Annotated in this window: 26 protein-coding genes; 15 read left to right on the top strand and 11 right to left on the bottom strand. The window is 63.9% G+C overall.

Annotated features, from left to right (window positions below; genetic code table 11):
* The first annotated feature begins 22 nt into the window (after positions 1–22).
* Entirely contained in the window at positions 23–502 is a 480-nt protein-coding gene (gene gspG / locus QNA11_RS03435; protein ID WP_202071996.1) for a type II secretion system major pseudopilin GspG, read from the top strand.
* Positions 499–1,461 carry a type II secretion system minor pseudopilin gene (locus QNA11_RS03430; RefSeq protein WP_283481969.1) on the top strand — a complete coding sequence of 321 codons (963 nt, stop codon included), beginning with the start codon at positions 499–501 and terminating at the stop codon, positions 1,459–1,461. Before gspG ends, QNA11_RS03430 begins: the two co-directional genes overlap by 4 nt.
* Here the strand turns inward: QNA11_RS03430 and gspD are convergent, their stop codons facing one another.
* Positions 1,462–3,873: a type II secretion system secretin GspD gene (gene gspD / locus QNA11_RS03425; protein WP_283481968.1), complete on the bottom strand. Its 2,412-nt coding sequence runs from the start codon at positions 3,871–3,873 to the stop codon at positions 1,462–1,464.
* A gap of 270 nt (positions 3,874–4,143) precedes the next feature.
* Here gspD and QNA11_RS03420 point away from each other — a divergent pair, with 270 nt between their 5' ends.
* Positions 4,144–4,797 carry a prepilin peptidase gene (locus QNA11_RS03420; protein WP_283481967.1) on the top strand — a complete coding sequence of 218 codons (654 nt, stop codon included), beginning with the start codon at positions 4,144–4,146 and terminating at the stop codon, positions 4,795–4,797.
* An 8-nt stretch (positions 4,798–4,805) separates the two neighbouring features.
* On the opposite strand, the gene QNA11_RS03415 is transcribed toward QNA11_RS03420, so the two are convergent.
* Genes QNA11_RS03415 through QNA11_RS03395 form a run of 5 tightly spaced genes read right to left on the bottom strand, consistent with a single transcriptional unit; the run spans position 4,806 to position 9,298 of the window.
* A complete protein-coding gene (locus QNA11_RS03415; protein WP_283481966.1) occupies positions 4,806–5,459 on the bottom strand; it encodes a prepilin-type N-terminal cleavage/methylation domain-containing protein in 654 nt (217 codons plus the stop codon).
* Positions 5,456–5,875 carry a type II secretion system protein gene (locus QNA11_RS03410; protein WP_281928032.1) on the bottom strand — a complete coding sequence of 140 codons (420 nt, stop codon included), beginning with the start codon at positions 5,873–5,875 and terminating at the stop codon, positions 5,456–5,458. The genes QNA11_RS03415 and QNA11_RS03410 overlap by 4 nt, the downstream gene beginning before the upstream one ends.
* Entirely contained in the window at positions 5,860–6,324 is a 465-nt protein-coding gene (locus QNA11_RS03405; RefSeq protein WP_283481965.1) for a GspH/FimT family pseudopilin, read from the bottom strand. The genes QNA11_RS03410 and QNA11_RS03405 overlap by 16 nt, the downstream gene beginning before the upstream one ends.
* Positions 6,321–7,541 (bottom strand): type II secretion system F family protein, encoded by a 1,221-nt coding sequence (locus QNA11_RS03400; RefSeq protein WP_283481964.1) that lies wholly within the window; start codon positions 7,539–7,541, stop codon positions 6,321–6,323. Before QNA11_RS03400 ends, QNA11_RS03405 begins: the two co-directional genes overlap by 4 nt.
* Before the next feature lie 5 nt (positions 7,542–7,546).
* Positions 7,547–9,298, bottom strand: a complete 1,752-nt coding sequence (locus tag QNA11_RS03395) for a GspE/PulE family protein (RefSeq protein ID WP_283481963.1) — start codon at positions 9,296–9,298, stop codon at positions 7,547–7,549.
* Positions 9,299–9,452: 154 nt separating this feature from the next.
* On the opposite strand from QNA11_RS03395, the gene QNA11_RS03390 reads away from it, so the two are divergent.
* From QNA11_RS03390 to QNA11_RS03370, 5 genes are all read left to right on the top strand, one after another.
* Positions 9,453–10,157, top strand: coding sequence for a DUF1190 domain-containing protein (locus QNA11_RS03390; RefSeq protein WP_283481962.1), 705 nt, complete (start codon positions 9,453–9,455; stop codon positions 10,155–10,157).
* A 78-nt stretch (positions 10,158–10,235) separates the two neighbouring features.
* The gene (locus QNA11_RS03385; RefSeq protein ID WP_283481961.1) at positions 10,236–11,363 is read left to right on the top strand and encodes a PilN domain-containing protein; all 1,128 of its coding nucleotides are present in this window, start codon (positions 10,236–10,238) and stop codon (positions 11,361–11,363) included.
* Positions 11,360–11,947 carry a type II secretion system protein GspM gene (gene gspM / locus QNA11_RS03380; RefSeq protein ID WP_283481960.1) on the top strand — a complete coding sequence of 196 codons (588 nt, stop codon included), beginning with the start codon at positions 11,360–11,362 and terminating at the stop codon, positions 11,945–11,947. Before QNA11_RS03385 ends, gspM begins: the two co-directional genes overlap by 4 nt.
* The gene (locus QNA11_RS03375) at positions 11,944–12,564 is read left to right on the top strand and encodes a hypothetical protein (RefSeq protein ID WP_283481959.1); all 621 of its coding nucleotides are present in this window, start codon (positions 11,944–11,946) and stop codon (positions 12,562–12,564) included. Before gspM ends, QNA11_RS03375 begins: the two co-directional genes overlap by 4 nt.
* 140 nt (positions 12,565–12,704) lie before the next feature.
* Positions 12,705–13,433, top strand: coding sequence for a putative bifunctional diguanylate cyclase/phosphodiesterase (locus tag QNA11_RS03370; protein ID WP_283481958.1), 729 nt, complete (start codon positions 12,705–12,707; stop codon positions 13,431–13,433).
* A 97-nt stretch (positions 13,434–13,530) separates the two neighbouring features.
* On the opposite strand, the gene QNA11_RS03365 is transcribed toward QNA11_RS03370, so the two are convergent.
* The gene (locus tag QNA11_RS03365; protein WP_202072008.1) at positions 13,531–13,953 is read right to left on the bottom strand and encodes a metallopeptidase family protein; all 423 of its coding nucleotides are present in this window, start codon (positions 13,951–13,953) and stop codon (positions 13,531–13,533) included.
* Between the two features lie 149 nt (positions 13,954–14,102).
* Here QNA11_RS03365 and QNA11_RS03360 point away from each other — a divergent pair, with 149 nt between their 5' ends.
* Positions 14,103–14,852, top strand: coding sequence for a GGDEF domain-containing protein (locus QNA11_RS03360; RefSeq protein ID WP_283481957.1), 750 nt, complete (start codon positions 14,103–14,105; stop codon positions 14,850–14,852).
* A 143-nt stretch (positions 14,853–14,995) separates the two neighbouring features.
* Here QNA11_RS03360 and leuC read toward each other — a convergent pair whose 3' ends face one another.
* The gene (leuC, locus tag QNA11_RS03355) at positions 14,996–16,411 is read right to left on the bottom strand and encodes a 3-isopropylmalate dehydratase large subunit (RefSeq protein WP_283481956.1); all 1,416 of its coding nucleotides are present in this window, start codon (positions 16,409–16,411) and stop codon (positions 14,996–14,998) included.
* 293 nt (positions 16,412–16,704) lie between these two features.
* Here leuC and QNA11_RS03350 point away from each other — a divergent pair, with 293 nt between their 5' ends.
* Together QNA11_RS03350 and QNA11_RS03345 are read left to right on the top strand one after the other, a co-directional pair.
* Positions 16,705–17,691, top strand: coding sequence for a small ribosomal subunit Rsm22 family protein (locus QNA11_RS03350; RefSeq protein WP_283481955.1), 987 nt, complete (start codon positions 16,705–16,707; stop codon positions 17,689–17,691).
* Positions 17,691–18,098 carry a VOC family protein gene (locus tag QNA11_RS03345; RefSeq protein WP_281928049.1) on the top strand — a complete coding sequence of 136 codons (408 nt, stop codon included), beginning with the start codon at positions 17,691–17,693 and terminating at the stop codon, positions 18,096–18,098. Before QNA11_RS03350 ends, QNA11_RS03345 begins: the two co-directional genes overlap by 1 nt.
* A gap of 246 nt (positions 18,099–18,344) precedes the next feature.
* Here the strand turns inward: QNA11_RS03345 and rplS are convergent, their stop codons facing one another.
* Positions 18,345–18,728 carry a 50S ribosomal protein L19 gene (rplS, locus tag QNA11_RS03340; RefSeq protein ID WP_202073344.1) on the bottom strand — a complete coding sequence of 128 codons (384 nt, stop codon included), beginning with the start codon at positions 18,726–18,728 and terminating at the stop codon, positions 18,345–18,347.
* 236 nt (positions 18,729–18,964) lie between these two features.
* On the opposite strand from rplS, the gene QNA11_RS03335 reads away from it, so the two are divergent.
* Positions 18,965–19,342: a hypothetical protein gene (locus QNA11_RS03335; RefSeq protein WP_246744905.1), complete on the top strand. Its 378-nt coding sequence runs from the start codon at positions 18,965–18,967 to the stop codon at positions 19,340–19,342.
* Between the two features lie 339 nt (positions 19,343–19,681).
* Here the strand turns inward: QNA11_RS03335 and QNA11_RS03330 are convergent, their stop codons facing one another.
* Both QNA11_RS03330 and nifA read right to left on the bottom strand, forming a co-directional pair.
* On the bottom strand, positions 19,682–19,900 hold the full coding sequence (locus tag QNA11_RS03330; protein WP_202073345.1) for a dodecin: 219 nt from the start codon (positions 19,898–19,900) through the stop codon (positions 19,682–19,684).
* Positions 19,901–19,980: 80 nt separating this feature from the next.
* A complete protein-coding gene (gene nifA, locus QNA11_RS03325) occupies positions 19,981–21,711 on the bottom strand; it encodes a nif-specific transcriptional activator NifA (RefSeq protein ID WP_281928053.1) in 1,731 nt (576 codons plus the stop codon).
* Positions 21,712–22,222: 511 nt separating this feature from the next.
* Here nifA and nifB point away from each other — a divergent pair.
* The 3 genes from nifB (at position 22,223) to QNA11_RS03310 (ending at position 24,407) form a co-directional block, all read left to right on the top strand.
* The gene (gene nifB, locus QNA11_RS03320) at positions 22,223–23,725 is read left to right on the top strand and encodes a nitrogenase cofactor biosynthesis protein NifB (protein WP_246744915.1); all 1,503 of its coding nucleotides are present in this window, start codon (positions 22,223–22,225) and stop codon (positions 23,723–23,725) included.
* Positions 23,726–23,838: 113 nt separating this feature from the next.
* A complete protein-coding gene (locus QNA11_RS03315) occupies positions 23,839–24,063 on the top strand; it encodes a 4Fe-4S dicluster domain-containing protein (RefSeq protein WP_281928054.1) in 225 nt (74 codons plus the stop codon).
* Positions 24,063–24,407 carry a HesB/IscA family protein gene (locus QNA11_RS03310; protein ID WP_202073348.1) on the top strand — a complete coding sequence of 115 codons (345 nt, stop codon included), beginning with the start codon at positions 24,063–24,065 and terminating at the stop codon, positions 24,405–24,407. Before QNA11_RS03315 ends, QNA11_RS03310 begins: the two co-directional genes overlap by 1 nt.
* Positions 24,408–24,409 lie beyond the last annotated feature (2 nt).

Here is a 24,409-nt window from a genome sequence, read left to right as displayed (position 1 = left end):
GGCGAAAAACGGGAAATAAGAAATGCAAAAGGGATTTGAACGATCGTCGAAAGCGCGGACGGCGCGCCGTAATCGCTTCCTGCGCGTTCGCGGCCGTCGAGCCGGCTTCACGCTTGTCGAAATGCTGGTCGTGCTCGCGATCATCGGCTCGATCGTCGGTCTCGTCGGGCCGCGCGTGCTGAACTATCTGTCGGAATCCAAGGTTAAGACGGCGCAGATTCAAATGGAGAATCTTTCCAGCGCGCTCGACCTCTTCTACCTCGACGCGGGTCGTTACCCCTCGACAGAGGAAGGATTGAACGCGCTGGTGCAGCGGCCTGCCGGCGTCTCCTCCTGGAGCGGCCCCTATCTGAAAGCGGCCGGCGTTCCCAAGGACCCCTGGGGCCATGCCTATCTCTACCGCGCGCCGGGCCAGAGCGGGCCTTACGACGTCGGCTCGCTCGGGCCGGAAGGGCGCGAAGGCGGCGCCGGCGCGTTATCCCGCAGCGCCCCGTCGAAATGACGCGATTTAAGTTTGCTTCCGCGCGCCGCAAGAGGCGCGCGGGTTTTGCCCTGCTCGCGGTGATTTGGGGCACGGGCCTGATTGCAATGATGGTCGTCGCCTTCATGACGTCCGGGCGTTTGAGGCTGCAGACCGCGCATAATATCGCCGGCGCCACGCAGGCGAGTTTCATCGCCGAAAGCGCCATCAATCTCGCCACGCTGACCCTGCTCTCGAAACGCGACGCGGCGGTCGGGGGGCCAAACGCCGAACCAATCGTCTATGACGGCGCGCCGAGCTTCTGCGTCCTCGACGGCGCGGCAATCGCGCTGGCGATAGAGGAGGAAGGCGGCAAAATCGACCTCAACGCCGCGACGCCGGAATTGCTGCAACTGGCGCTGGCCGGAATCGGGCTCGACCAACGCGCCGCGAAAGCCGTCGCCAATGCGATCGTCTCTTTCCGCACGGCCGCGGCGCCGGGTCAGATCGCCCCGACGCCGGCGTCGGATAAGCCCATCGAGCCGAAGCATGGTTTGTTCGAGACGGTTCTGGAGCTCGATCAGGTTTCGGGCGTCGATCCGGCGCTGTTTCGCGCTCTGGTCCCGCTCGTCACCGTCCATTCCCGTAGCCCGGGAATAGATCCTCAGACGAGCCCTCCAGCGCTATTCGCGGCGCTCAGCAGCTTTCCGGTGGAGCAGGTCGGGCTACTCGCGGCGACTCCTTATCCCAACCAGCTCAACCGCAAAGACTCGCGTTTTCCGATGAATTTCGTTCAGCTCGCCGACCACGGCGCCTATCTGATTCACGCCGAAGCGCTGCTCGCCTCGGGTCAGACCAGCGCCAAGGACGCAATTGTCGATATGCGGCCGTCGAGCGGCAAGCCGTTCGCGCTCAAAGAAATGCGCCGCGGCTCCTCCAGATATGCGCAAAGGCTTCGCGAGGTGATCGCGAGCAATGGAGCCGGCGTTCCCGACTGCTGATCAGCGCGTCTCGCGGTCGGTGCGCCAAGGGCTCTTCGACCAGGGGTCGAGGAAGGTGCGCCGCGCCGACTGCTCGATGTCGTGCGGGCGGCCGATCGCGCGCGTCGAGATATTGAGCAGCTTGCGCTTATATTCCTCGGTGATCTCGCGGCCTTCGCTGAGCGAGCGCACCACATGCGGCGTGATCATGATCACCAGCTCGCTCTTGAGGATCGTATTGCCCTTGTCCTTGAACAGATTGCCCACCAGCGGCACGTCGCCGGCGACCGGCACCTGGGCGCTGCCGTTGCCATTTTGATCTTTGACGAGTCCCCCGAGCATCAAGGACTCGCCATCATTGACGACAACCTGCGTCTTCACCCGGCGCTGCTGAATGGTCGGCGTCGTGCTGCCCGCCGCGGTATTGGGGTCGACATTGGAGACCTCCTGCTCGAGCTCCAGCATCACGCGACCGCTCTCGCTGATATGCGGCGTGATTTTCAAAATGACGCCCGTATTGGTGTAGTTGACCGAGTTGAACGTATTGCCGATCGCCGAGACGCTGGTCAGCGTCTGAACGGGAATCTGATCGCCGACCTGCAGCATCGCCTCGCGATTGTCGAGAACCGTCAGCGACGGCGTCGAGATGATGTTGACGTCGGTGATCGTGTTCAGCGCATTGAAAGTTACCTGCTGATTGAGAGCGCGGAAGGCGTAAGCAAAACCGGGGAACACGGCTCCAACCGGCGCGCCTAGGAGATTCGATCCGAGCAGATCATTGGGAGCCGGCGCTTTACCCGCGCCGCTCGAAAAGCCGAAAAGGTTCGAATGGCTCTGCATGAACCAGCGAACGCCGAAACGCAGCGTGTCGTTGAGGCTGACCTCCGCGATCGTGGCTTCCAGGAAGACCTGGTTCGGCAGCACGTCGAGCGTCTCGATCACCTGCCGGATGCGACGATAGTCCTCCGGAGTCGCCATGACGATCAGGGCGTTCTTGGCGTCGTCGACGCCGATCTTGTAGCGGTCGTTGTCCATGCTGACGGCGGGCGTGGGCCCAGGCGCCGCGCCGTTCTGCGAGCCGCCCGGAACGCTGAAGCCGCTGATGCTGCTGGGACTGCCGACGCCGCCGCTCAAGCCGCCGCCGCCGCCGAGGCCGCCGCCCATCCCGCCGCCGCCGCCCAGGCCGCCGTTCGAAGCAACGCCGCCGCCGCTGACGCCGGACGTCGGTCCCGACGCCGATAGCGCGCCGAGCGGGCTCGTCGCCCCCTGCCCGCCGCCCAAGCCGCCGCCAAAGCCATTGCCCGATGACAGCGACGACTGGCCGAAACGCGGCGAGACGCTGGAATCCCCCTGGCCCTTGGCGCCGAAGATCGAGGTCAGAACCGTCATCAGCTCTTTGGCCGGGCGGTTCTGGACGCGATAGGTGAAGAACTGTTTCTCGGCGTGCTCGGCGCGGGCGTCGAGCTTCTCGATCCAGGTGCGGGCGCGGGCGAGATATTGCGGCTGCGACGAAATGACGAGGATCGACGAGAGCCGCTTATTGCCGATGAAGCGGATCATCCCGCCCATCGGCCCCTCCTTTTCGGAGCCGAAGACATTTTTGAGATCGTCGGCGAGCAAGTCGGCGTCGCCGCTGCGCACCGGCACCAACGCGAAAGACATGCCTTTCATCGTGTCGATGTCGAACATGTCGATGGCGTCTTGCAGGGTCGCAAGGTCCTGGGGCGCGCCGGTGAGCGTCAATGTGTTGCGGGCGTCGTCGGCGCGAACAATGGCCCCGCGCGCCGCGATCGGCTCCAGCACGCGCTTCATCTCGGCGGCGGACACATAGCGCAACTGCACGACGCGCGCGCCCTCGCCGAATTGGGCGGCGTCGAGAGGCGTGGAGTCGCTGGTGATCACTTCGCCGGAAATGGCGGCCTGATCGCTCGGAACGATCTTGTAGATAGTGCCGGATTTGACGACCGACGCGCCGGAGACCCGCAGCGCGGACTGAAACAGATCGAGCGCCGCGCTCTTGCGAACCGGATTGGCGGTATGGATCGTCACCTTGCCGTCGAGCTTGGGATCGACGACGAAATCCGCGCCCAATATATCGCCGACGACGATCTTGGCCGCCTGCGGGATCGGGAGATTGGCTAGATTGAGGGTTACGCCCTCTTCGTTAACCGGATCGGATGGGCCGGACCGCCCTCTGCTCGAGCCGATAAACCTGCCTGTGCCCTCGGCGACAAGGGCCCGCCCATTGGCGGTTCTGGGCCGCAGCAGCCCCTCTGAACGCCTTCCGCCGCCGTCGCTCCGCTCCGAACGGGAGATCGGCTCGACGTTCCACTCGGCGATCGGGGGGCCCCCGCCAGCCCCGGTCGTCGACCCGCACCCAGCGACGCTCGCGACAGCCAAAGCCAGAAGAGAGGCTTTAATTTCAACACGCAAATCCGAAACCCGTGATTTGGCCGCCACGCCTACTCGAACGCGACGAGGCTTAACACGTTTGCGCAAGCGTCGCCACGAGAACAGGGCTCGGATAAGCCGCTCGAGCTGAACTATTATGAAACGTCGCGGCATGTTAGGGAGATTCTGCGGCGACAGGGCAACCCACGCCTACTGTAGGAGAGCCGCGAAGACGGCCAGACAGGGGCGGCCCGCGCGAAGCCTGTGGATGGCCGCCATTTCGTCTCATTTCAGCAGAGCCGTGAGGCGTCCTTGAACCGTATATTCCTCCCCCGCGTCTCTCTTACGGCCTCGCTGGCGAGATGCCGACGCCGACGGCGCGCACTGGCGCCGGTTGCGCGCGACATCTTCCTGTGGCGAGGCGACGGGCGCGCCCTCGCCCCTGCGGCCTGGGCGGCCGCCTGCGCCCTCCTCGCGCTTCTGGGACAATGGGCCGATATAGGATTCTTTCTGGTCCCGAGCTTCATGCTCCTGCCCGCCCTCGGCCTGATCGCGCTCTACGACGCCAGGTACTTCGTCATCCCCGACGGGCCGGTTCTGTTTCTGGGGCTCTGCGGGTTTGGGACTTTCCTCGTCGGCGCGCCGCAAGAGGCGGCGACCCGGCTCGCCGCCGGCGCAGCCGGTTATGCGTCCATGCGCCTTGTCGCTTTCGCTTATGAAGCCTTACGGGGCGCCCCCGGGGTTGGCGAGGGCGACGCCAAGCTCTATGCGCTCGCCGGAATCTGGCTGGGTTTTGCGGGCCTGCCGTCTTCCCTGATTTACGCCGTGTTCTCCGCCCTGATTTCGGCGGTCGTGGCGCTGCGGCAGGGCGCGCTCGAAAATGCGCGCCAGCCTATCCCCTTCGGCCCGCATCTGGCGCTCGGCCTCTGGCTCGTCTGGGTCTTCGGACCGCTGGAAGCCGGCTAGCTACCGTTTCACTGCTGGCGGAGCGCGACGGTGGCGTCGGCCGCTAGGGTATGCCCCATTCTGTTCGCGGCGATCTTTACGGAAACGAGAATCGGCATGCCTGTCTGGCTTTTCCAGATCTGGCTCCAGGCGGGGGGCGGCCCCTGCTGCGGCAACCCCATCGGCGCCTGCTGCTGGCTGCCGAAGAAGGAAAATTGCAGGTCGGCGAGATTACTCAGGATCACCGTCTTCCGCATCCCGGCGCGCGCTGGCGCGATCCCGTCCGTGGGACGATAAGGCTTGGTCCAGACGGCGAGCTCCGGCCCATCCGGGCCGTTGTCGACGCCGATTTCCGTGACGATGAGCCCGCCCCACTGCCCGCCGCCCTCGCTCAAAGCGATGAAACGACAAGCGTCCGGCGCGCCGCGAAAGGAGCCTGAGGTCCCCGGCTGAGTCGTTTGCATCGCCGGCTCGGTCTGAACCAGATAGCTCCTGGAGATCAATCCGGTCGTTGCCCTCACCGCGGATTCGACTTCATCCAGCGCGTCGCCGGCGCGGCTTGCTTCCCATGTTCGCCGCCCGAGATGGATGCCGCCCAGGATCGAGCCGGTGATCAGCGAGAGGATGCTGATCGCCAGCAGAAGCTCCAGCAGGGTGAAGCCATCGGGCGCGCGTCGCTTCATAGCGGCGACGACGCCTGACGGGGGTCCACGGCTTTCATCTTCACCGTCGTGAGCGTGAAGGTCTCGCCGAAACCGGAAGGCTTCTTGATCGTCAGACGCGCATGGAAGCTTGTGGCCACGGGAGCGCCGCCCGGCCCAGCGACGGTCCGGCCCGGCGCGACCGACAGAAACCAATAGAGACCGTCGGGATAGCGGCCGCTCGTCTCGCCAAGCGGAACCGACCCGTCCGCCCCCAGCGCGTCCAGTTGCGACGCCCCCTGGCGCGCTGCGCGCAACAGGAAATCGGCGCGCGTCTCATTGCGGACCCCGCCGCTGACGCCGTTGAGAAGCTGCGACAACGTCATGGCGAGGATGGCGAAGGCCGCAAGCGACTCGATGAGGGAAAATCCTTGCCTGGATTTCAGCCGAGCGCGCATTTGGCCTCGCCTGTCAGCCAATTGATCGAGATCGTCGCGCGCGCCTCGGGCGTCTGCAAGACCATGTCGCCGCCGGTCGAGCCGCCATCTGGAAAGAATGTGATAGCGCCGGTTCTCTCGGACAGGCGCTGCGTATTGGCGATGTCGAGCGCGATCTGGGCGTCGGCCGGCAGCTTGCCGACGCCGCCGACCGGAGACGCATAAGTCTTGGCGAAGAGGTCGATAATGACGGCCGCCTCGCCATTGGTCGCGATGGCGCGCGAGCGGGTGGCGCGCAGCGTCGCGCAAAAGCCGCGCGTCGCCGCCTCGAGCCGCATGCGGGCGGAAGGCGGACGCAGCAGTTGCGAGGCCATGCCGGCGAGGAGCGCGATCAGCGCCAGCACGACGAGCGACTCCAGCATTGTGAAGCCGGCGCGCCGGCGCGGCGGAAGGCGTCGGCGCCGCATCATTTGACCGCAAGATCATTGATGCTGAGCACAGCGTCCATCACCGTCATGATCAGGCCGCCGACGACGGTGGCGATGAAGATGGTGAGCATCGGCGTCAGCAGGCCCATCGCTCTTTCGATGGAGCGCTGGGTCTCGCGTTCGAACATGGCGGCGACGCGCAGCAGCATGTCGCCAAGTTGCGCCGTCTCTTCGCCGATCGTGACCATCTGCAACGCGACGGGCGGCAAATAAGGCACATTGGCGAGGGAGCCGCTGAGATGCGCGCCGCCGCGCACCGCCTCGATCACGCCGGCAAGCTCATTATTGAGAAATTGGTTCGAGACCGCCGTGCGCGCGCTTTCCAACCCCTGAAGCAGCGGGACGCCCGCTTTCAGCATCGAGCCCAGCGTGCGCGCGAAACGCGCCGTCGCAAATTGTGCGAGCAGCGATCCGACGACTGGAATGCGCAGATAGAAGCGATGGAGGGCGATGAGCCACGCCGGACGCGACTGCGCCATCTTGTACAAGGCCGCAATTGCGCCGCCGACGGCCGCGAGAACGAGCGCAATGTTTCCGAGATTGGCCTCGACATTGAGGATGAATTGCAGGCCCGCCGGCATGTCCTTGCCATTGTCGGCGAAGATCGGCGCGATGCTCGGCACCAGCGTGCCGAGAACGACGCCGGTCGCCACAATGGCGAGCGTGATGAGCAAAGCCGGATAAATCAGCGCGCTCTGCACCCGCGCCTTCAACTCCAGCCGGCGCTCCAGCATTTCGGCGAGGTCCGAAAGCGCGGGGCCGACCTTGCCGACGGTCTCGCCCTCTCGCACGACATTCACATATTCCTGGCCGAAAATGTCGGGGCGCCGCGACAAGGCGTCGGAGAGCGAGGCGCCGTCGACGATGCGCGCCAGAATCTCCTGCGCCAGTTCACGTAGCGCCGGCGTCGGGCTTTGCGCCGAGAGGATGCGCAGACTCTGATCCAGCGGCACGTCCGCCTGCTCCAGAGTGGCAAATTCGCGCGTGAAGGAGGCGATCTGCGCCGCGTTCGGTCCGCGCTTGCCGAAGGAGATTTGCGTCAGCCGCGCCGCGCCTTCTGTCTTGGCGGCGCGCGTCTCAAAAGGCGTGACGCCGCGCTGAAACAGCGCGTCCTCGGCTTCCGCGACCGTGCGCGCTTCGATCTCGCCTTCGAGCAAATCACCCGAGCCGCTATAGGCGCGATATTTGAACATCGGCATGAGCGTCAATCCATTCGCGTGACGCGTGCGACTTCCTCGATCGTCGTCTCGCCGCGCCAGGCTTTGGTCATGCCGCACTGATACATGGTGGTCATGCCGGCTTCGCGCGCCGCCGCTTCGAGCTGCGCGTCGGGCGCGCTCTCACAAACGAGCCGCTGCATACGGTCATTCATGATGAGAAGCTCCGCGATGGTGGAGCGACCCGTGTAGCCGAGGTTGCGGCAATTCGGGCAGCCCCTGGGCGATGAGAGTCTGTCGGGCCCTTTGGCGAAAGGCTCTCCAGCGAATTGCGCGCGGACCTGCGCGCGAGTCTCTAAGGGGCCCGCGCATTGGCAGAGGCGGCGCACGAGACGCTGGGCCAGCACCGCCTTCACGGTCGAGGCGATGAGGTAATTCTCGACCCCCATGTCGATGAGACGCGTGATCGAGGCCGCCGCGCTGTTGGTGTGCAGAGTCGAGAAGACGAGATGGCCGGTGAGCGACGCCTGAATGGCGATCTTCGCGGTCTCGGCGTCGCGAATCTCGCCGATCATGATCACGTCGGGGTCCTGGCGCAGAATGGCGCGCAGCGTATTGGGAAAGTCGAGTCCGATCCCAGGCTGCACCTGCACCTGATTGACGCCGGCAAGCTGATATTCGATCGGGTCCTCGACGGTGAAAACCTTCACGTCGGGCGTCGTCAGCTCCTTGAGCGCCGTGTAGAGCGTCGTCGTTTTGCCGCTGCCGGTCGGGCCGGTGACGAGCACGATGCCGTTGGGATTGCGCATCACCTTGCGCAATTGCTCGGTCGTCTGCGGCTCGAAGCCGAGCTTGTCGAAATCGAGCGCGATCTGGCTGCGGTCGAGAATGCGCAGCACGATGCTTTCGCCATGCGCCGTCGGCAGGGTGGAGACGCGAAAATCGATGTCGACGCCGCGAATAGCGAGCTTGATACGCCCGTCCTGCGGCAGGCGGCGCTCGGCAATGTCGAGCCGCGCCATGATTTTTATGCGCGAGGCGATGGCAGCCTTGAGGCCCGGGGGCAGAGTCTCGGCCGTCCGCAAGGCGCCGTCGATACGATAGCGCACTTGCACGGCTTCGAGCGACGGCTCGATGTGGATATCCGACGCGCGCGCTTCGATGGCGTCGCCGATGATCTGATTGACGCGGCGCACGACGGGCGCCTCATTGGCGATGTCGCGCAGACGCTGAAGGTCGAATTCGCTCGCGTCATTTGCGCGGGCGTCATTATCAACGAGCGAGACGCCATCCTGCTTTGCGCCATAGAGAGACGACCACGCTTTGTCGAATTGCGCCGGGGTCGCGAGTCTCAGCTCGATCTCATAGCCTGTGGAATAGGACAGCGCCTGAACCGGCTCGAGATCGAGCGGATCGGTCACCGCGAGCCGCAGACGCCGCCCATCGACCGCGAGCGGCAACAGCCGGTTGGCGTGGATGAATTTTTCCGGGATCTCCGCGCGCAGCGGCGGCTCCATCGGAATCTCGCTGGGCTCCAGTTGCGGAATGCCGAGGAATTTCCCCAAATGCCCGCACAGATCGACTTCCGAAACGAGGCCGAGCTTCGTCAGCACATGATCGAATCGTTCGCCGCTTTGCAAAGCCGCGCGCTGCGAGCGCTGCAGAGCAAGTTCGTCGATCGCCTTTTCACGCAGGATGAAGGCGCCGAAGGCCTCGGCGAATTCGGGGCTGTTCGCGTCCGGCCAGGCATTGGGCCCGGAATGCGCGGCCTGCCCCGGAAATTCGGTCTGCGCCGCCATCGACGACCCTTCGCTGGATCAACACCGGACCAAGCACTAGCGATAGATGGCGATCTTCGCAATAAGGACGAATTCGAGAGCTTTCGACGCCGGAATGTCCTATTCTGGGTTAAATTGCGCCTTTAGCCTGAGCCTAGGTCGAACGATCCCACCGATGTCCAGCGCTCGAACGTCGATCGCCGCGAATCCCCGCCAGACATGGCGAACCTATGGATTCAAAGGCGCTTGCGTCGCGCTTCTGGCGCTTTCTGCGCCGACCGCCGAAGCGGCGACAATTGGCAAGACCTACTTTTTCGCCACGCGCGAGGCTTGCGCCGCTTCGGGCGCCTTCACCGATCGGGAATGCGCCGGCGCATTCGCCAATGCGCAATTGCAGCTCCGCGCGCTCGCGCCGCGCTTCGATTCGAGCGCAGACTGCCGGATGCGTTTCCGCCTGTGCACGGCGAGCCGAACAGACCCCCAAGCGGGCGACGCGCTCGGCTATGCGACGCAAGACCAAGCCGTCGTCTTCACGCCGATGGCGCTCGGAGTCGAGATGGTGGCCTCGGCAAAGGGCGCCGGGGCAGCCCCCACTCTTGCCGTCGATACGCCCGCCCGGCTTTTCCCCTATGCCCCGGTATCCCGGCCTTACGAGCCTTTGCGGCCGGGCTTCGACCCGCCCGGCGGGCTTCCGGAAAACGCCGCGATCCTCGCCGCAGACCATTTCGAGCCTTTCTCGAAACGCAAACCCTTCGGCGGCCCCATGACCTTCACGGCGTCGGCGCTGGGCGCGATCGTCGGGGCGACGCATAACGCCGCGTCCGCCGAGACGCGAGAGCAGCGTCGCGCGCGGTTGAAGACCGCGCCTTTTGTGGAGTAGAGCTTTCGTTGCAAGCTCGGACCCAGGCGGTCATGGCCGCACCGGGTTATCGTCACTCTGCTCCGGAGTCTCCTGTCCTTGCCAAGCGAGTTCTGGACGCGAGATGTCGTCGAAGGCGCGCTCAAGCCGGCGGCCGACCGCTTTTTCGCTTGGTACCGACGCGAGTTTTTCGCCTTCTTTCCGCCCGAGACGCTCGCCTGGCTGACCGACCGGGGCGATCGTCAGCTCGTTCTCAGGGCTGGGGAGCGAAACCTCTGGCTCCTCGACGCCCGCGGCGCGCCGCTTTGGAGCCTCTCCGCCGACGAAATCGCGGCGTCGTCATTGGACGAAGCGCTGGCGCGCCGCGGCGTCGCCCGTCAGGCCGCGCGGATCAGGCTGGAGATCGACGGTTCTGCCTTCTTCGTGCGCCGCTTCGACATCCCTGCCGTCGCTCAGGCCAATCTCCCGAGGCTGCTGATCGCCGATATAGAGCGGAAGACGCCGTTCCGGCTCGCCGACGTCGTCTACGGCCACACGATCGCCGCGCATCCGGCGTCGGCGGACAAGCTGCGGGTGAGCCTGTGGATCTTGCGCCGCGACTTCATCGACGGCGCGATTGCGGCCGCCGGCCTCGCGCCAGGCGATATATCCGTCATCAAGCCGGTCGGGTTGCGCGACGCCACGGCCGAAGCGCCGTCGATCGTCATCGGCGGCAAGACAGAAGTCTCCCACTCCTTTCGCAATATCGCGATCGGCCTATCCGCGGCGACCGCCCTCCTCCTCTCCGCGGGCTTCGGCGCGACGCTGTGGCGGCAGTCCGCACTCAATGACGAGCTCGACGCAAAGATTCAGGAGATGTCCGCGCGCGCGGCGAAAGTGCGACAGGTTGTCGATCGCGCCTCGGCGGAGAGCCGCCTCCTTGCGGTGTTGCGCAAGGCGCGGCGCGACGAACCGCTATTCGCCGATCTCTGGGAAGAAGTGGCGCGCGTTATGCCGGACGGAGCCTACGCCACCGATTTTCGCTTCAGCGAGACGAAGCCGAATGACAAAACCATCGACCTTGTCGGCTTCGCCGATTCGGCCGTCGGCCTGCCGGCGCTCTTCAACAAATCGCCCCTCTTCGCGGATGCTGGTTTGACGGCCCCCATCACCCCCGACCCGCGTGAAAAGCGCGAGGGCTTTTCGCTTCAGGTGAAGTTCGAGAAAAAGCCGGGGTCCACGAAATGAGCTGGCGGGATTTACTTCGCAGCCCTAGAGGGGGACGCGCTTTATTCGTCGGCGTCAATCTGCTGGCCCTTGCGCTCTTCTACCTCCTCTTCATCGAGCCGGCGCGCCGCATGATCGCCGATGGCGCCGAAGCGATTGCCGAGCGCCGCCAGACGCTCGCGCGTTACGAAGCGGTCGCGCTGCACGAGGGGCAGATTCAAGATTACGCGCGGCAGGTGGCCGACACCAATGGCCGCGGCGAGCTTTTCGACGGAGAGAGCGAAGGCGTCATCAACGCCAATTTGCAGGCGCGCCTCAAATCGATCGCCGAGAGCGCGCAAGTCACCGTCAGGTCGATCCAGATGCTGCCGGAGAAACCGTTCCAGGGCGTCACGCTCGTCGGCGCGCGCCTCGACGTCGTCGGCAGCTATGAGAATCTGCATGCGCTGGCGCGCGCGCTCGAAGGCGAGCCGCCTTTGATGATCATCGCCGCCGCGACGCTGCGCAACCAGGCGATGATGTGGGGCGCGCCGCAACAGGGCGAAACGGAGATCGAGGCTCAGTTCGACGTGTTCGGCGGCGCGCCGCAGAAGGGCCGCCAATGAGACCCGACCAACTCGCGCAAAGCCTTAAGGAGTTCGTCGGCCGCTCGAGCCTGTTCGTCGCGCCGATTCAGAAAGCCCGCCTCTCGCCCTTGTCGGCGATCATGCTGGCGGTCCTCGCGGCGGCTACTCTCCTCGCGGCGCTGTTTGCCGCATTCGCATTCCTCGGGCCGATCGGTTCGGAGGCAACCGTCTCCGCCCCCGACTGGACGCCGCCGACCCTTTCTGTCGCCGAGCTCGCGCCGCCCAAGCCGGCAAGCGCCGACACGGAGACACTATCGCGGCCGATTTTCTCGAAGAACCGCAAGCCCGCGCCGAAGAGCGCGAAGGCGGCGGCGCCGATGGCGGCTGAAATGGCCGCGGCGCCCCCCGGATTGACGGTCAGCGCGATCGTCAAGAATAAGAATGAGACGCAGGCTTTTGTCACCTCGCCCGAGTCGCCCGACGGCTTCTGGAAGAAGATCGGCGAAACGATCGACTCCTGGACCGTCTCCGCGATCGAGAGCGATGGCGTCGTTCTCACCAACGGAGCCCAGACGGCGAGAATAAAGCTGTATCCTGACCCAGCCCCATCTGCGGCCGATGGGATGTTCGCTGCGCCGACGCGCGGTCAATTTTAAATCCGCCTCGCCATTCACGCCGCGCAAATGGTAGATCGCGTCAATTGGCGGATGATTTGCGCTGCGTTACCTTGGACGGGCTTCTCATGTTTGGTTTCCTACGCCGGAAGACGCGTGATCACGGACGGATGGCGAGGGACATGCGCCGCTCTCTGAAAGACGGCGATTTCCGACTCCTCTATCAGCCGATCATCGACTCGAAGGGCGAAACAATGGTCGGCGTCGAGGCGCTCTGTCGCTGGCGCCACCCTGTTCGCGGCGAGACGCCGCCGTCAGACTTCATCGCGATCGCGGAGGAAACCGGGCTGATCAATCAGCTTGGTCTTTTCGTGCTGCGGCAAGCCTGTCTCGACGCCCGCAATTGGCCGGGCGTCATCGTGTCGGTCAATGTTTCGCCACGCCAATTCAAAGAAGAGCGATTTCCCGAGGCCGTCCTGAAAATTCTGGCTGAAACGGGCTTGGAGCCGTCACGGCTGGAGCTCGAACTCACGGAGACTTTGGCGGTCGTCGACCTCGATCTGGCGCGGGCGAAAATGCTCGTTCTCCAAAATCACGGCGTGCGCATCGCGCTCGACGACTTCGGCTCCGGCCACTCCGGTCTCAGTTATTTATTGTCGCTTCCCTTCGACAAGTTGAAGGTCGACAGGATGTTTGTCTCGCATATCGAATCGGGCTCGGCGAGCGCCGTCATCATCCACGCCATCGTGAACATCGGGCGTGCGCTTGGCATGCATATCACCGCGGAAGGCGTCGAAACCGCCGAGCAGCAGCAATTTCTCCACGGGGCGGGCGTCCACTTCTTCCAGGGATTCCGTTTTAGCCGGCCGGTCGACGCGAGCGAGATTCTCTCCCGGCTACAAGCGCAATAGGCGCTGGCCGAGTTCCTCCCCGCGACGCCGCCATCCGTGAAGCCGACGCTCGACGCGTTCGGCCTCTCCTGACACGCTTTTGACTGCGCCGGAGAATCTACAGAACCGCGCCGCGCTCGATTTCTTCCATATCCGCGTCGGAAAGGCCAAAATGGTGGCCAATCTCATGCACGAGCACATGGGTGATGATGTCGCCGAGCGTGTCCTCGCTCTCCGCCCAAAAATCCAGGATCGGCCGACGGTACAGCCAGACCATGTTGGGCTCGGCGCCGGTCTCGGCGAGATGCGCGCCATCCGGCAGGCCCTTTCCGCGGAAGAGCCCGAGAAGATCGAATTCTGTCTCGCACTCCATCTCGTCGAGCGTCTCCTCGTCGGGGAAGTCTTCGACGTGGAACACAACGCCTTCGCAGAGGCGGGTGAATTTCTCGGGCAACGCCGCAAAGGCCGCGTCAGCGAGCGCTTCGATTTCAGCAAGCGTCGGCGCGCTTAATTGCGCCCATTCAAGTGATGCATCAGCCATGATTCGAACTATGCCATTTTCTCCCGTGACGAAACAACTCCTCAGTTTTCGCAACAATTTAATGAAGCACTTTCGAGACGATTAAGGATTCTCTCGCCAGAGTAACGCGCTCTATCCGGGAAAATTTCCCAGTGTTTGCGGAGTTCAGCATGCTCAAAGGCGCAAGACGTCTCTTCGAGCCGCGCACCAAGAAAGAATCGATACGCCTGGTCTGCGCTTTCACGGCGATCGCCATCACGGTTGCAATCGCCGTCGTCGTGGTCAGCAGCCTTTGGGCGGGCACGCCAATGGGCCCATCGCTCATTCGGGCGGTCGTCATCCCGCTGATGCTCGCGCCCTGGATGGTTTGGACGATTGCGCGTTTTTCCATGCGCCTCGAAGAAATGCGCCTCGAGCTTGAGAAGCTGGTGCGCACGGACCCGCTGAGCGGCGCGCTCAACCGGCGCGGGGTTACGGAATTTGCCGACAAGGCTTTCGCAGAACGCAGAGAGAAAGATAAATTCTGCGCGATCGTCATCGACATCGATCGCTTCAAGGCGATCAACGACAATCACGGACATGCCGCCGGCGACGCCGTCATCGCGCAAGTGGTCGAGATTGCGCGCCAGACCGCTGGCTCCGTGAATTGCGCCATCGGCCGGCTCGGCGGCGACGAGCTGGTTGTTCTGATCGTCGAGCAGACGCTCGAAGAGTCGTTGGTTATGGCGGAACGTCTGCGCAACGCCATCGAACTCGCGGTTTTCCTGCACGAAGGGAACCGCCTCACGGTGACGACGAGCATCGGCGTCGCCGCGTCGGACCCTGCCGACAAGAACGCCGAGGCCGTCCTCAGACGCGCCGATCATTCGCTTTATGCTGCGAAATCCGCGGGCCGCAACCGCGTGCGCGCGGCCGCCTAAGTCATTCCCGACGCTCGCAAAGCGAGCGATCGGGAATCCAGAGCCGAACCAGCGCTCTTGTGGTTCTGGATTCCCGGTCGGGCTTTCAGCCCGCCGGGAATGACCAAGCCCCTCGCGAGCTGTTCAAACGGAGATGGCGCCGCTTATCCCCAGTTACGCACGTCGACGAACCGCCCGGCGATCGCCGCCGCCGCCGCCATGGCGGGGGAGACGAGATGGGTGCGGCCCTTGAAGCCCTGACGGCCTTCGAAATTGCGGTTCGAAGTCGAGGCGCAGCGCTCGCCCGGCGCCAGGCGGTCCGGATTCATGGCGAGGCACATGGAGCAGCCCGGCTCGCGCCATTCGAAGCCGGCGGCCAGGAAGATCTTATCGAGCCCCTCGGCCTCCGCCTGTTCCTTCACGAGCCCAGAGCCCGGCACGACCATGGCGTTGACGCGCTCGGCGACCTTCTTGCCCTCGACCATCTTCGCGGCGGCGCGAAGGTCCTCGATGCGGCCGTTGGTGCAGGAGCCGATGAAGACGCGGTCGATCTCGATGTCGGTCATCTTCTCCCCGCCCGCGAGGCCCATATAGGCGAGCGCGCGCTCGATCGCGGCGCGCTTTTGCGGGCTCTTCGCTGAATCGGGGGTCGGCACGCGGCCGTCGATGCGGGCGACATCCTCGGGGCTCGTGCCCCAGGTGACGATCGGCGGCAGATTGGCGGCGTCGAGCTTCACGATCTTGTCGAAATGGGCGCCCGCGTCGGTGTAGAGGGTCTCCCAATATTTGCGCGCCATGTCGAAGGCCTCGCCCTTGGGTCCCTTCGGGCGATCCTTGAGATAGGCGAAGGTCTTCTCGTCCGGCGCAATGAGGCCGGCGCGGGCGCCGCCCTCGATCGTCATGTTGCAGACAGTCATGCGGCCTTCCATCGAAAGGTCGCGGATGGCTTCGCCGGCGAATTCGATGACATGGCCGGTGCCGCCGGCCGTGCCGATCTCGCCGATGATTGCGAGAATGATGTCCTTGGCTGTGGCGCCGTCGGCGAGCTTGCCGTCGACCTGCACCAGCATGTTCGCGGCCTTCTTCTGGATCAGCGTCTGGGTCGCGAGCACATGCTCGACCTCGGAGGTGCCGATGCCATGCGCCAGCGCGCCAAAGGCGCCATGCGTCGAGGTGTGGCTGTCGCCGCAGACGATGGTCATGCCCGGCAGGGTGAAACCCTGCTCCGGCCCGACGATATGGACGACGCCCTGACGATGGTCGTGCTCATTGTAATATTCGACGCCGAATTCCTTGGCGTTGACCGCGAGCTGCTCGACCTGCGCCTTGCTCTCCGGGTCTTCGATCGGGAGCGAACGGTCGGTGGTCGGCACATTGTGGTCGACCACGGCCAGCGTCTTCTGCGGCGCGCGGACCTTACGGCCCGACATGCGCAGGCCTTCGAACGCCTGAGGGCTCGTCACCTCATGGATGAGGTGGCGGTCGATATAGAGCAGGCAGGCGCCGTCATCCTGGCGGTCGACGACATGGTCGTCCCAGATCTTGTCGTAAAGCGTGCGCGGCCCGGTCGAATTGGACATGGTCTTTCCTTAACGCCGCTCTTGCGGCCCCACTTGAATTGAGGGTCTTCTAACCGTAACGCAAGCGCCATGGAAGAGCGTTCGCATCCCCTCCCGATTGGGCAAATGGCAGTCTGGCGAGGAGGGACCCCATACCTCCCCTTTACGGGGAGGTCGGCGGCCGCAGGCCGCCGGGTGGGGCCAAAGCCGCAACGGCTGCGGCTGGGACCGAACCCCACCAGCCGCGCTTCGCGCGCCAGCCTCCCCGTGAAGGCGAGGGATTCGCTCACGCCCGGGATTCCCGGGGTTGACTCGTGACCTCCCCCGCTTTGCCCGCCGGACTCGCCGCGGCGCTTGCGGCGCAATTGGAGCGCCGGCCGCGCAAGGCGCTGGCCGAGAGCGCCGAGCGTCTTTCCGCGAGCTATCGCGCCCATAAGCCCACGAATGCGGCGATCCGCGACGAGACCGATGCGCTCGCCTATGCGCTCACGAGAATGCCCGCGACTTACGCCGCGGCCGTCACGGCGTTGGATCGGCTTGCCGAGGAGCAACCCGGCTTTTCGCCGAAGAGCCTGCTCGACGTCGGCTGCGGGCTGGGCGCGGCAAGCTACGCCGCCAGCGCGGTGTGGCCGGCGCTCGATCGCATCGAGATGGTCGACAGCAGCCGCGCCTTTCTGGCGATGGTGGAGAGCCTCGCCGCCGAGGCCGGGTTGCTGACCGCGGCCAAGGCTGTCGCCGGCGACATGACGCGCCTGCCGAACCTCGAAGACAAGTTCGACCTCGTTACCGTCGGTTATGCGCTGACCGAACTCGGCGACGCCGATTTGCCCGGCGTCACCGACAGGCTTTGGGCGCGGACCGGCGGCGCGCTATTTATCCTTGAGCCGGGGACGCCGCGCGATCACCAAAGGCTGATGGGCGTGCGCGCGCGGCTGATCGCGCAAGGCGCGACCATCCTCGCGCCTTGCGCCCATACGCGCCCCTGCCCGCTCGCGGCTCCGGACTGGTGCCACTTCGCGGTGCGGCTGCCGCGCTCCAGAGAACATAAATTGCTGAAAGGCGCAGCGGCGCCGTTCGAAGACGAGAAATACAGCTACCTCATAGCGGCGCGCCAGGGCGAAAGCGCCAAGGCGCGCATCCTCGCGCCCCCGCGCCACAACAAGGCTGGCGTTACTGTAAAGCTCTGCGACGCGAATGGATCGACGGAAATTTTCCTGCCAAAGCGCGATAAGGCTCGCTATGAAAGCATTCGCAGGAAAGAATGGGGCGACGCGCTCGACGTCCCGCCGGAGGAAGCCTGATGAACAGACCGAGGGTTGCGCCTTACCTTACCGTCAGCCCGGCGGCCGCGGCCATCGCCTTCTATACAGGCGCCTTCGACGCCAAGCAGCGCGCGCTGATGCCCTCGGTCGACGGCATGCGCATCGCCCATTGTGAATTGCTGATCAACGGCGCCTCGGTGATGCTCGCGGATTTCTTTCCCGAACTCGGCCAGACGCGCGTCCCCATGCCCGGCGACAGCGCCACCGTCTCGATCAGCCTGGAATATGACACGGGCAAGCAAGTCGACGACACCTGCTCCCGCGCCGCCAAGCTCGGCGCGAAGATCGAAACGCAGCCGACGAATTCCTTTTGGGGCACGCGTTACGCGACGCTGCGCGATCCGTTTGGGCATCGTTGGATTTTGAACGGGCCGTTGGACAAATAGGCGGCGGCAGCCGCGCCGCATTCTCATCACTGAGACGACCCCCACCCTTGATCCCTCCCCGCAAGGGGGAGGGAGGCGGCTCGCGCCCAGCCTTGTCGTAGTTCCGGTTTGCCCCTCAACGCCGCATGACGGCCACGCTCTGCTCCTCTCCCCGCAAGCGGGGAGAGGGACCGCATCGCCCAAAACAAAACCGCCCGGAGCCTCTCGGCGCCGGGCGGCGGAAAATAGTCTCGTAATCCGTAAGGATTACTCGCTCGCGGCCTTGGGCTTGGTCTCGACGCGCTCGGCGATGCGGGCCGACTTGCCGCGACGATCGCGCAGATAATAGAGCTTGGCGCGGCGGACCTTGCCGCGGCGGACCACCTTGATCGAATCGATCAGGGGCGCATGGACCGGGAAGACGCGCTCGACGCCCTCGCCGTAGGAAATCTTGCGGACGGTGAAGCTCTCATTGAGGCCGCCGCCGTTGCGGGCGATCACGACGCCCTCATAGGCCTGCACGCGGCTGCGGTCGCCTTCCTTCACCTTCACGTTCACGATGACCGTGTCGCCAGGACGAAAGTCGGGGATCGCCTTCCCTTCGATGAGCTTGGCGGCCTGTTCGGCCTCGAGCTGCTCGATGATGTTCATAAAAAACTCCTGCCGTTTCGTCTGTAGCCTTTCGGCCGACGAGCGTTTCGGAACGCTGTTTTAGTTGAGGCTGCTCCCCTTACAGCAGGGGGCGGCGTTTGTCGAGTGCGCATGCGCGAAAGAACCCTCCCGCGCCGCAAAAGAAAGTGGCGCGCCGGGGAGGCTCCTTATGGCGCCCGACCTATATAGCCTTGCCGGGGCGGCTGGCCATGAAAACTCGAGAACGGGAGCGCAAAATGACCCAGCAAGAGGAGCGCCGGGGAGAACGCGGCGGCGCCACGAGGGCGGCTTCGGACATTATGAGCGAGGGACGGCAACGGATCGAGGATTTTACCGACGCCCAGACTCAGTTCTGGGACCGCATTCAGGACTCCAACCGCAAATGGCTCGACCGGATGCAGAGCGAGGCTTCCATTGCGGCCGATTTCGCCAATAAGCTGACCGCGGCCAAATCTTTCACGGAAACCGCCAACATTTTCCAGAATTGGACGGTCAAACATATGGAAATGGCCACCGAAGACGCACGCCGCATGCTCTCCGACACGCAGGAAATCATTGCCGCGGGCACGCGCTTTTGGACGAATATCGGCAATGGTAAGAGCCGCGGGCATTAACGCGGCGTTTTGCGACATTCATACCATTTTCGTTTGAACGCTCTCATGGAGCTTGGTCATTCCCGGCGGGCCGAAGGCCCGACCGGGAATCCAGAGCCATCGTAGCTCGTGTTGCTCTGGATTCCCGATCGCTCGCTGCGCGAGCGTCGGGAATGACACTGAACCAATCAAGCGGATCGCCACGAAGGCCGGCACGCCCAGAGCCCGTCATTGCGAGCGAAGCGAAGCAATCCAGGGAGGCCCTCGATTGTTTCGTCGGCTTCGCCTCCTCGCAATGACGGCGGTGATTTTCCTGTGTGTCCAAACGGCGCGAGCGTCGGGGATGGCGCCGAACCAATATTATTCGGTCTCGCGGTCGTGCGTGAAGCCGACCTTTATCGTCACCTGATATGTCTCCACATTGCCCTTGTCGATGCGGCCGCGGATCTGCACGACCTCGAACCACTGAAGGTTGCGCAAGGTCAATCCGGCGCGCTGTATCGCCGTGCCAATCGCCCCTTCGACGCTGTCTGGCGAGGTGCCGACGAGTTCGACAATTTTGTAGACCGAACTTTCCATGAAACGCCCCTGCCGCTCGAACTGAACGTGAATGTAGAGCGGAGCGGCGTTAGGTCATCGGCCGCGGTTGTGACGACGCGCTAGAACTTCTTGACCTCTATTCCATGCTTCTGCAGCGCATAGCCTATCTGGCGCGGCGTGAGGCCGAGAAGACGCGCCGCCTTCGCCTTCACCCAGCCGGCGCGCTCCATCGCGTCCACGAGCTTCTCGTAATCGGTGCGCGGGTCTTTCTCGATGACCGTGCAGTTCTCAGCGCCAGGGCAGGTGTCGCCAGGAGCCGGCGCGCAAACGCTCGGCGCCTCGGCGGGCGGCGGCGGCGCGGGCGGTCGCACCGGCTGCGGCGCGACGATCGGCAGCGGCGTCACCCCCGTCGGCCATTTCGACGACGATCCGCTCCAGAGGATGGAGGAAAGACAGCCGTCCTTGCGGCAGGAGAAATCCTTGTCGATGATGATGTCGCCATGGGCGAGCGTCGCCGTGCGATAGATGCAGTTCTCCAGCTCGCGAATATTGCCGGGGAAGCCGCATTCGTTGAGCACGCTCATCGCGGATTCGGAGAGCTTCAGCTTGCCGCCCTGCTCCGTGTTGAAGCGGCGCAGGAACTCATTGGCCAAAAGATCGAGGTCGCCCTTTCGATCGCGCAGCGGCGGCAGAAAGATCGGCACGACGCTGATGCGATAGTAGAGGTCGGCGCGGAATTCGCCGCGCTGCACTGCTTCTTCGAGATTGCGGTTGGTCGCGCAAACGAGACGAACGTCGACTTTCAACGTGCGCGCGCCGCCGACGCGCTCGAATTCGCCCTCCTGCAGCACGCGCAGAAGCTTTGCCTGGAAGGCCGGCGTGATCTCGCCGATCTCATCGAGAAACAGCGTGCCGCCGTCGGCCAGTTCGAAGCGGCCCTTGCGCATATTGGCCGCGCCGGTGAAGGCGCCGCGCTCATGGCCGAAAAGCTCGGATTCCAGCACGCTCTCGGGCAAGGCCGCGCAATTGAGCTTGACGAAGGGCTTGTTGCGCCGTGGCGATTGATCGTGGATCGCCGCGGCGAACAACTCCTTGCCGGTGCCGGATTCGCCGCGCAGCAGAACCGTCGATTTGGCCTTGGCGACGATGCGAATTTTCTCGACCACCGCGCGTACTGCGGGACTGTCGCCGACGATGCCCTTGAGCCCTTCGGCCTTCACTTCGGGCGGAATGGCGGATTTTTCGCGCCAGGCGCTTTCGATCATCAGCCTTTCGCGATCGCGCGCGATGAGCTTGTGAAGTCGCAGCGTCTGACCGACCAGATTGGCGATCATGGTGAGAAAGCGCACGTCGTGATCGAAGAGCACCGACGAGCGCGTGTTGCGCGCCCGATCGACGGTCAGCGTGCCGACAACGGCGTCGCCATCCTTGATCGGCACGCCGATCATCGAAAAGGACTGGCCGTCTTCGTTTCCCCAGTCGGCGAGGTCCATCCCTTCGAAGAGCGGCGACGTCGCGACGTCGTCGACGACGACCGGCATTTTCGTTGCAACGATCTGCCCGACGGCGCGTTCGGGCAGCCGATCGAAAAACACTTTCGCCGCGCCCTCGCTCCACCCCGAGCCGACGACAACCTCGGGCGCGCCTTTTGAATCGAGCAGCGCGATCAGCCCATGCCGCATGTCGAGAAAGCTGGAGAGAAGCGTCAAGACGCCCGCGAGCACATTCTCCAACCGGTTCGGCGACGCGAGCAGTTTCGAGATTTCGTAGATACCGACCAGCGCGGTTTCGCCGGAAACCATCGTGCGCGGGGGAGGGGCGCCAATGGAGCCGCCGAGTTCAAGACCCATGGGAGCCTCATGACAGGCGTTGTTGTGCATCACGTCATATATGCAAGCAACGCGCCAACGCCGAAATCCTCGATAAAACTTGGAAGATCAAGCTATTGCAGAACGCTGCCTAGTCATTGGAACGATTATAAAAACAAAGAAGGCGCCGCGAAATTGTCCCCGGCGCCGCTTCCGTTGGCGCCCATTTCGAGTGCAGGTGACGCGCTCGAATGAATGTCGCCTTGCGAACATTTCTCCGAAGGCTTTGCGACAACTCGCCGCGCCTTTCCGAGGCGGCGAGCCAAACCTTCTACGACCGTATTTCCAATTAGTTACTGCAGATATTTACCCATGGCACGCTTGTTGCGGTCAAACCGCCAACGCCAACGGCCGACATTGGAATTGTTCCAGACGCCCCCTTCAGGGGGGACCACAACAAAATGCTTGAGAGGATTACGCAATGGACGACTCTCGCTCTTTCGAAACCTATGAAGCCGAACCCACTTCCGCGCCCGCGCAACTCGACGACATCATGCAGAAGATGGCCGAGCACAAAGGCTGCGGCACGTCGGGCGGCAGCGGCAAAGCTAGCTGCGGCACCGGCGCGGGCGAAAACGACATGCCCACCGAAATCTGGGAGAAAGTCAAGAACCACCCCTGCTACAGCGAAGAAGCCCACCACCACTATGCGCGCATGCACGTCGCCGTCGCGCCGGCCTGCAACATTCAGTGCAACTATTGTAACCGCAAATATGACTGCGCCAATGAATCGCGTCCCGGCGTCGTCTCCGAGAAGCTGAGCCCCGAGCAAGCCGCCAAGAAAGTGCTCGCGGTCGCCTCCGCCATTCCGCAGATGACGGTGCTCGGCATCGCCGGCCCCGGCGACCCGCTCGCCAATCCCGGCAAGACGTTCAAGACCTTCGAGCTGATCTCGGAAGCCGCTCCGGACATCAAGCTCTGCCTCTCGACCAATGGCCTCTCGCTGCCCGACCATGTCGAGACGATCAAGAAGTTCAACGTCGATCACGTCACGATCACGATCAACATGACGGACCCGGACATCGGCGCTGAGATCTACCCCTGGGTGTTCTGGAAGCATAAGCGCGTCACCGGCAAGGAAGCTGCAAAGATCCTCACCGATCGTCAGTTGAAGGGCCTCGAGATGCTGACGGCCAACGGCATCCTCTGCAAGGTCAACTCGGTGATGATCCCGGGCATCAACGACGACCACCTCGTGACGGTGAACAGAGAGGTGAAATCGCGCGGCGCCTTCCTGCACAACATCATGCCGCTCATCTCGTCGCCCGAGCATGGCACGGTCTTCGGCCTCAACGGCCAGCGCGGCCCGTCCGCGCAGGAGCTGAAGGCGCTGCAGGATAGCTGCGAAGGCGAGATGAACATGATGCGCCATTGCCGCCAGTGCCGCGCCGACGCGGTGGGCCTGCTCGGCGAAGACCGCAGCGCGGAATTCACGACCGACAAGATCATGGAGATGGATGTCAATTACGACCTCTCCGCGCGTCAGGCCTATCAGGAGAAGGTCGAGGAAGAGCGCCAGGCGAAAGTCGCCGCGCGCAACGCCGAGCTGGAAACGCTCGCCGGCGAAAATGCGGATCTCAAAATCCTCGTCGCCGTCGCGACCAAGGGCTCGGGCCGCATCAACGAGCATTTCGGCCACGCCGACGAGTTCCAGATTTACGAACTCTCCAGCAATGGGGCGAAATTCGTCGGCCATCGTCGCGTCGACCTCTACTGCCAGGGCGGCTATGGCGAGGAAGAGGCGCTCGAAACGGTCATCCGCGCGATCAACGACTGCACCGCGGTCTTCGTCGCCAAGATCGGCCACTGCCCGAAGGAAGATCTGCTGAAGGCCGGCATCGAACCCGTGGATCAATACGCCTACGAGTTCATCGAGCAGTCGGCGATCGCCTACTTCAAAGACTACCTCGCCAAGATCAAGAGCGGCGAGATCACCCATGTCACACGCGGCGACGCCACGATCCGTCAGGGCGCCTTCGTCTCCGTGGACGCGTAGCGCGCTTCCGATCGGGCGGAAACGCCCGATCGAACAACAAATCGCGCTTTATCGAGATGTCGGAGCAAGCTCTCGAAGAGCTTGCTCCGAAGCCAAGCAAAGGAGCTCAGGTCATGACTTACAAGATTGTCGCTTCTCAATGCACGTCGTGCTCGGCTTGCGAGGCGGAATGCCCGAACGTCGCCATCTCCGAGAAGAACGGCACTTTCGTGATCAATCCCAAGAAATGCACGGAATGCATCGGCTATTTCGACGTACCGCAATGCGTCGCCGTCTGCCCGGTGGACGACACCTGCGTCATCGACAACTCCCTCCCCCGCTACCAGCCGAGCGCCTAATGAATATCGCCTTCACCCCCGCCGCTGAAAAATTCATCCGCCGTCTCGTCATGTTCGACGGCGGGCCGGGCTATGGCCTTCGTCTCCTCGTGTCGCCGGGCGGCTGCTCGGGCATGTCGGCGGAATTCTCCGTCGAGCCCGCGCCGAAAGAAGGCGAGCAGGTTTTCCAGCATGCGCAGTTCAAGATGTTCTTGCCTGCGCAAAGCCGCCTGCTGCTCGACGGCGTGACGATCGACTTCAAGGAAACGGCGACCTCCACGGGCTTCGCCTTCATCGATCCCAAGGCGAAGAGCTGCGGTTGCTCATCCAAGACCGAAGCTCCCGCCTTCGAGGAAACGGCGTGAGA

The organism is Methylocystis sp. JR02 (assembly GCF_030063565.1).
GTDB classification, from domain to species: domain Bacteria; phylum Pseudomonadota; class Alphaproteobacteria; order Rhizobiales; family Beijerinckiaceae; genus Methylocystis; species Methylocystis iwaonis.
The sequence above is the reverse complement of the archived record's forward strand: the minus strand, read 5'-3'. Positions and strand labels throughout refer to the sequence as shown.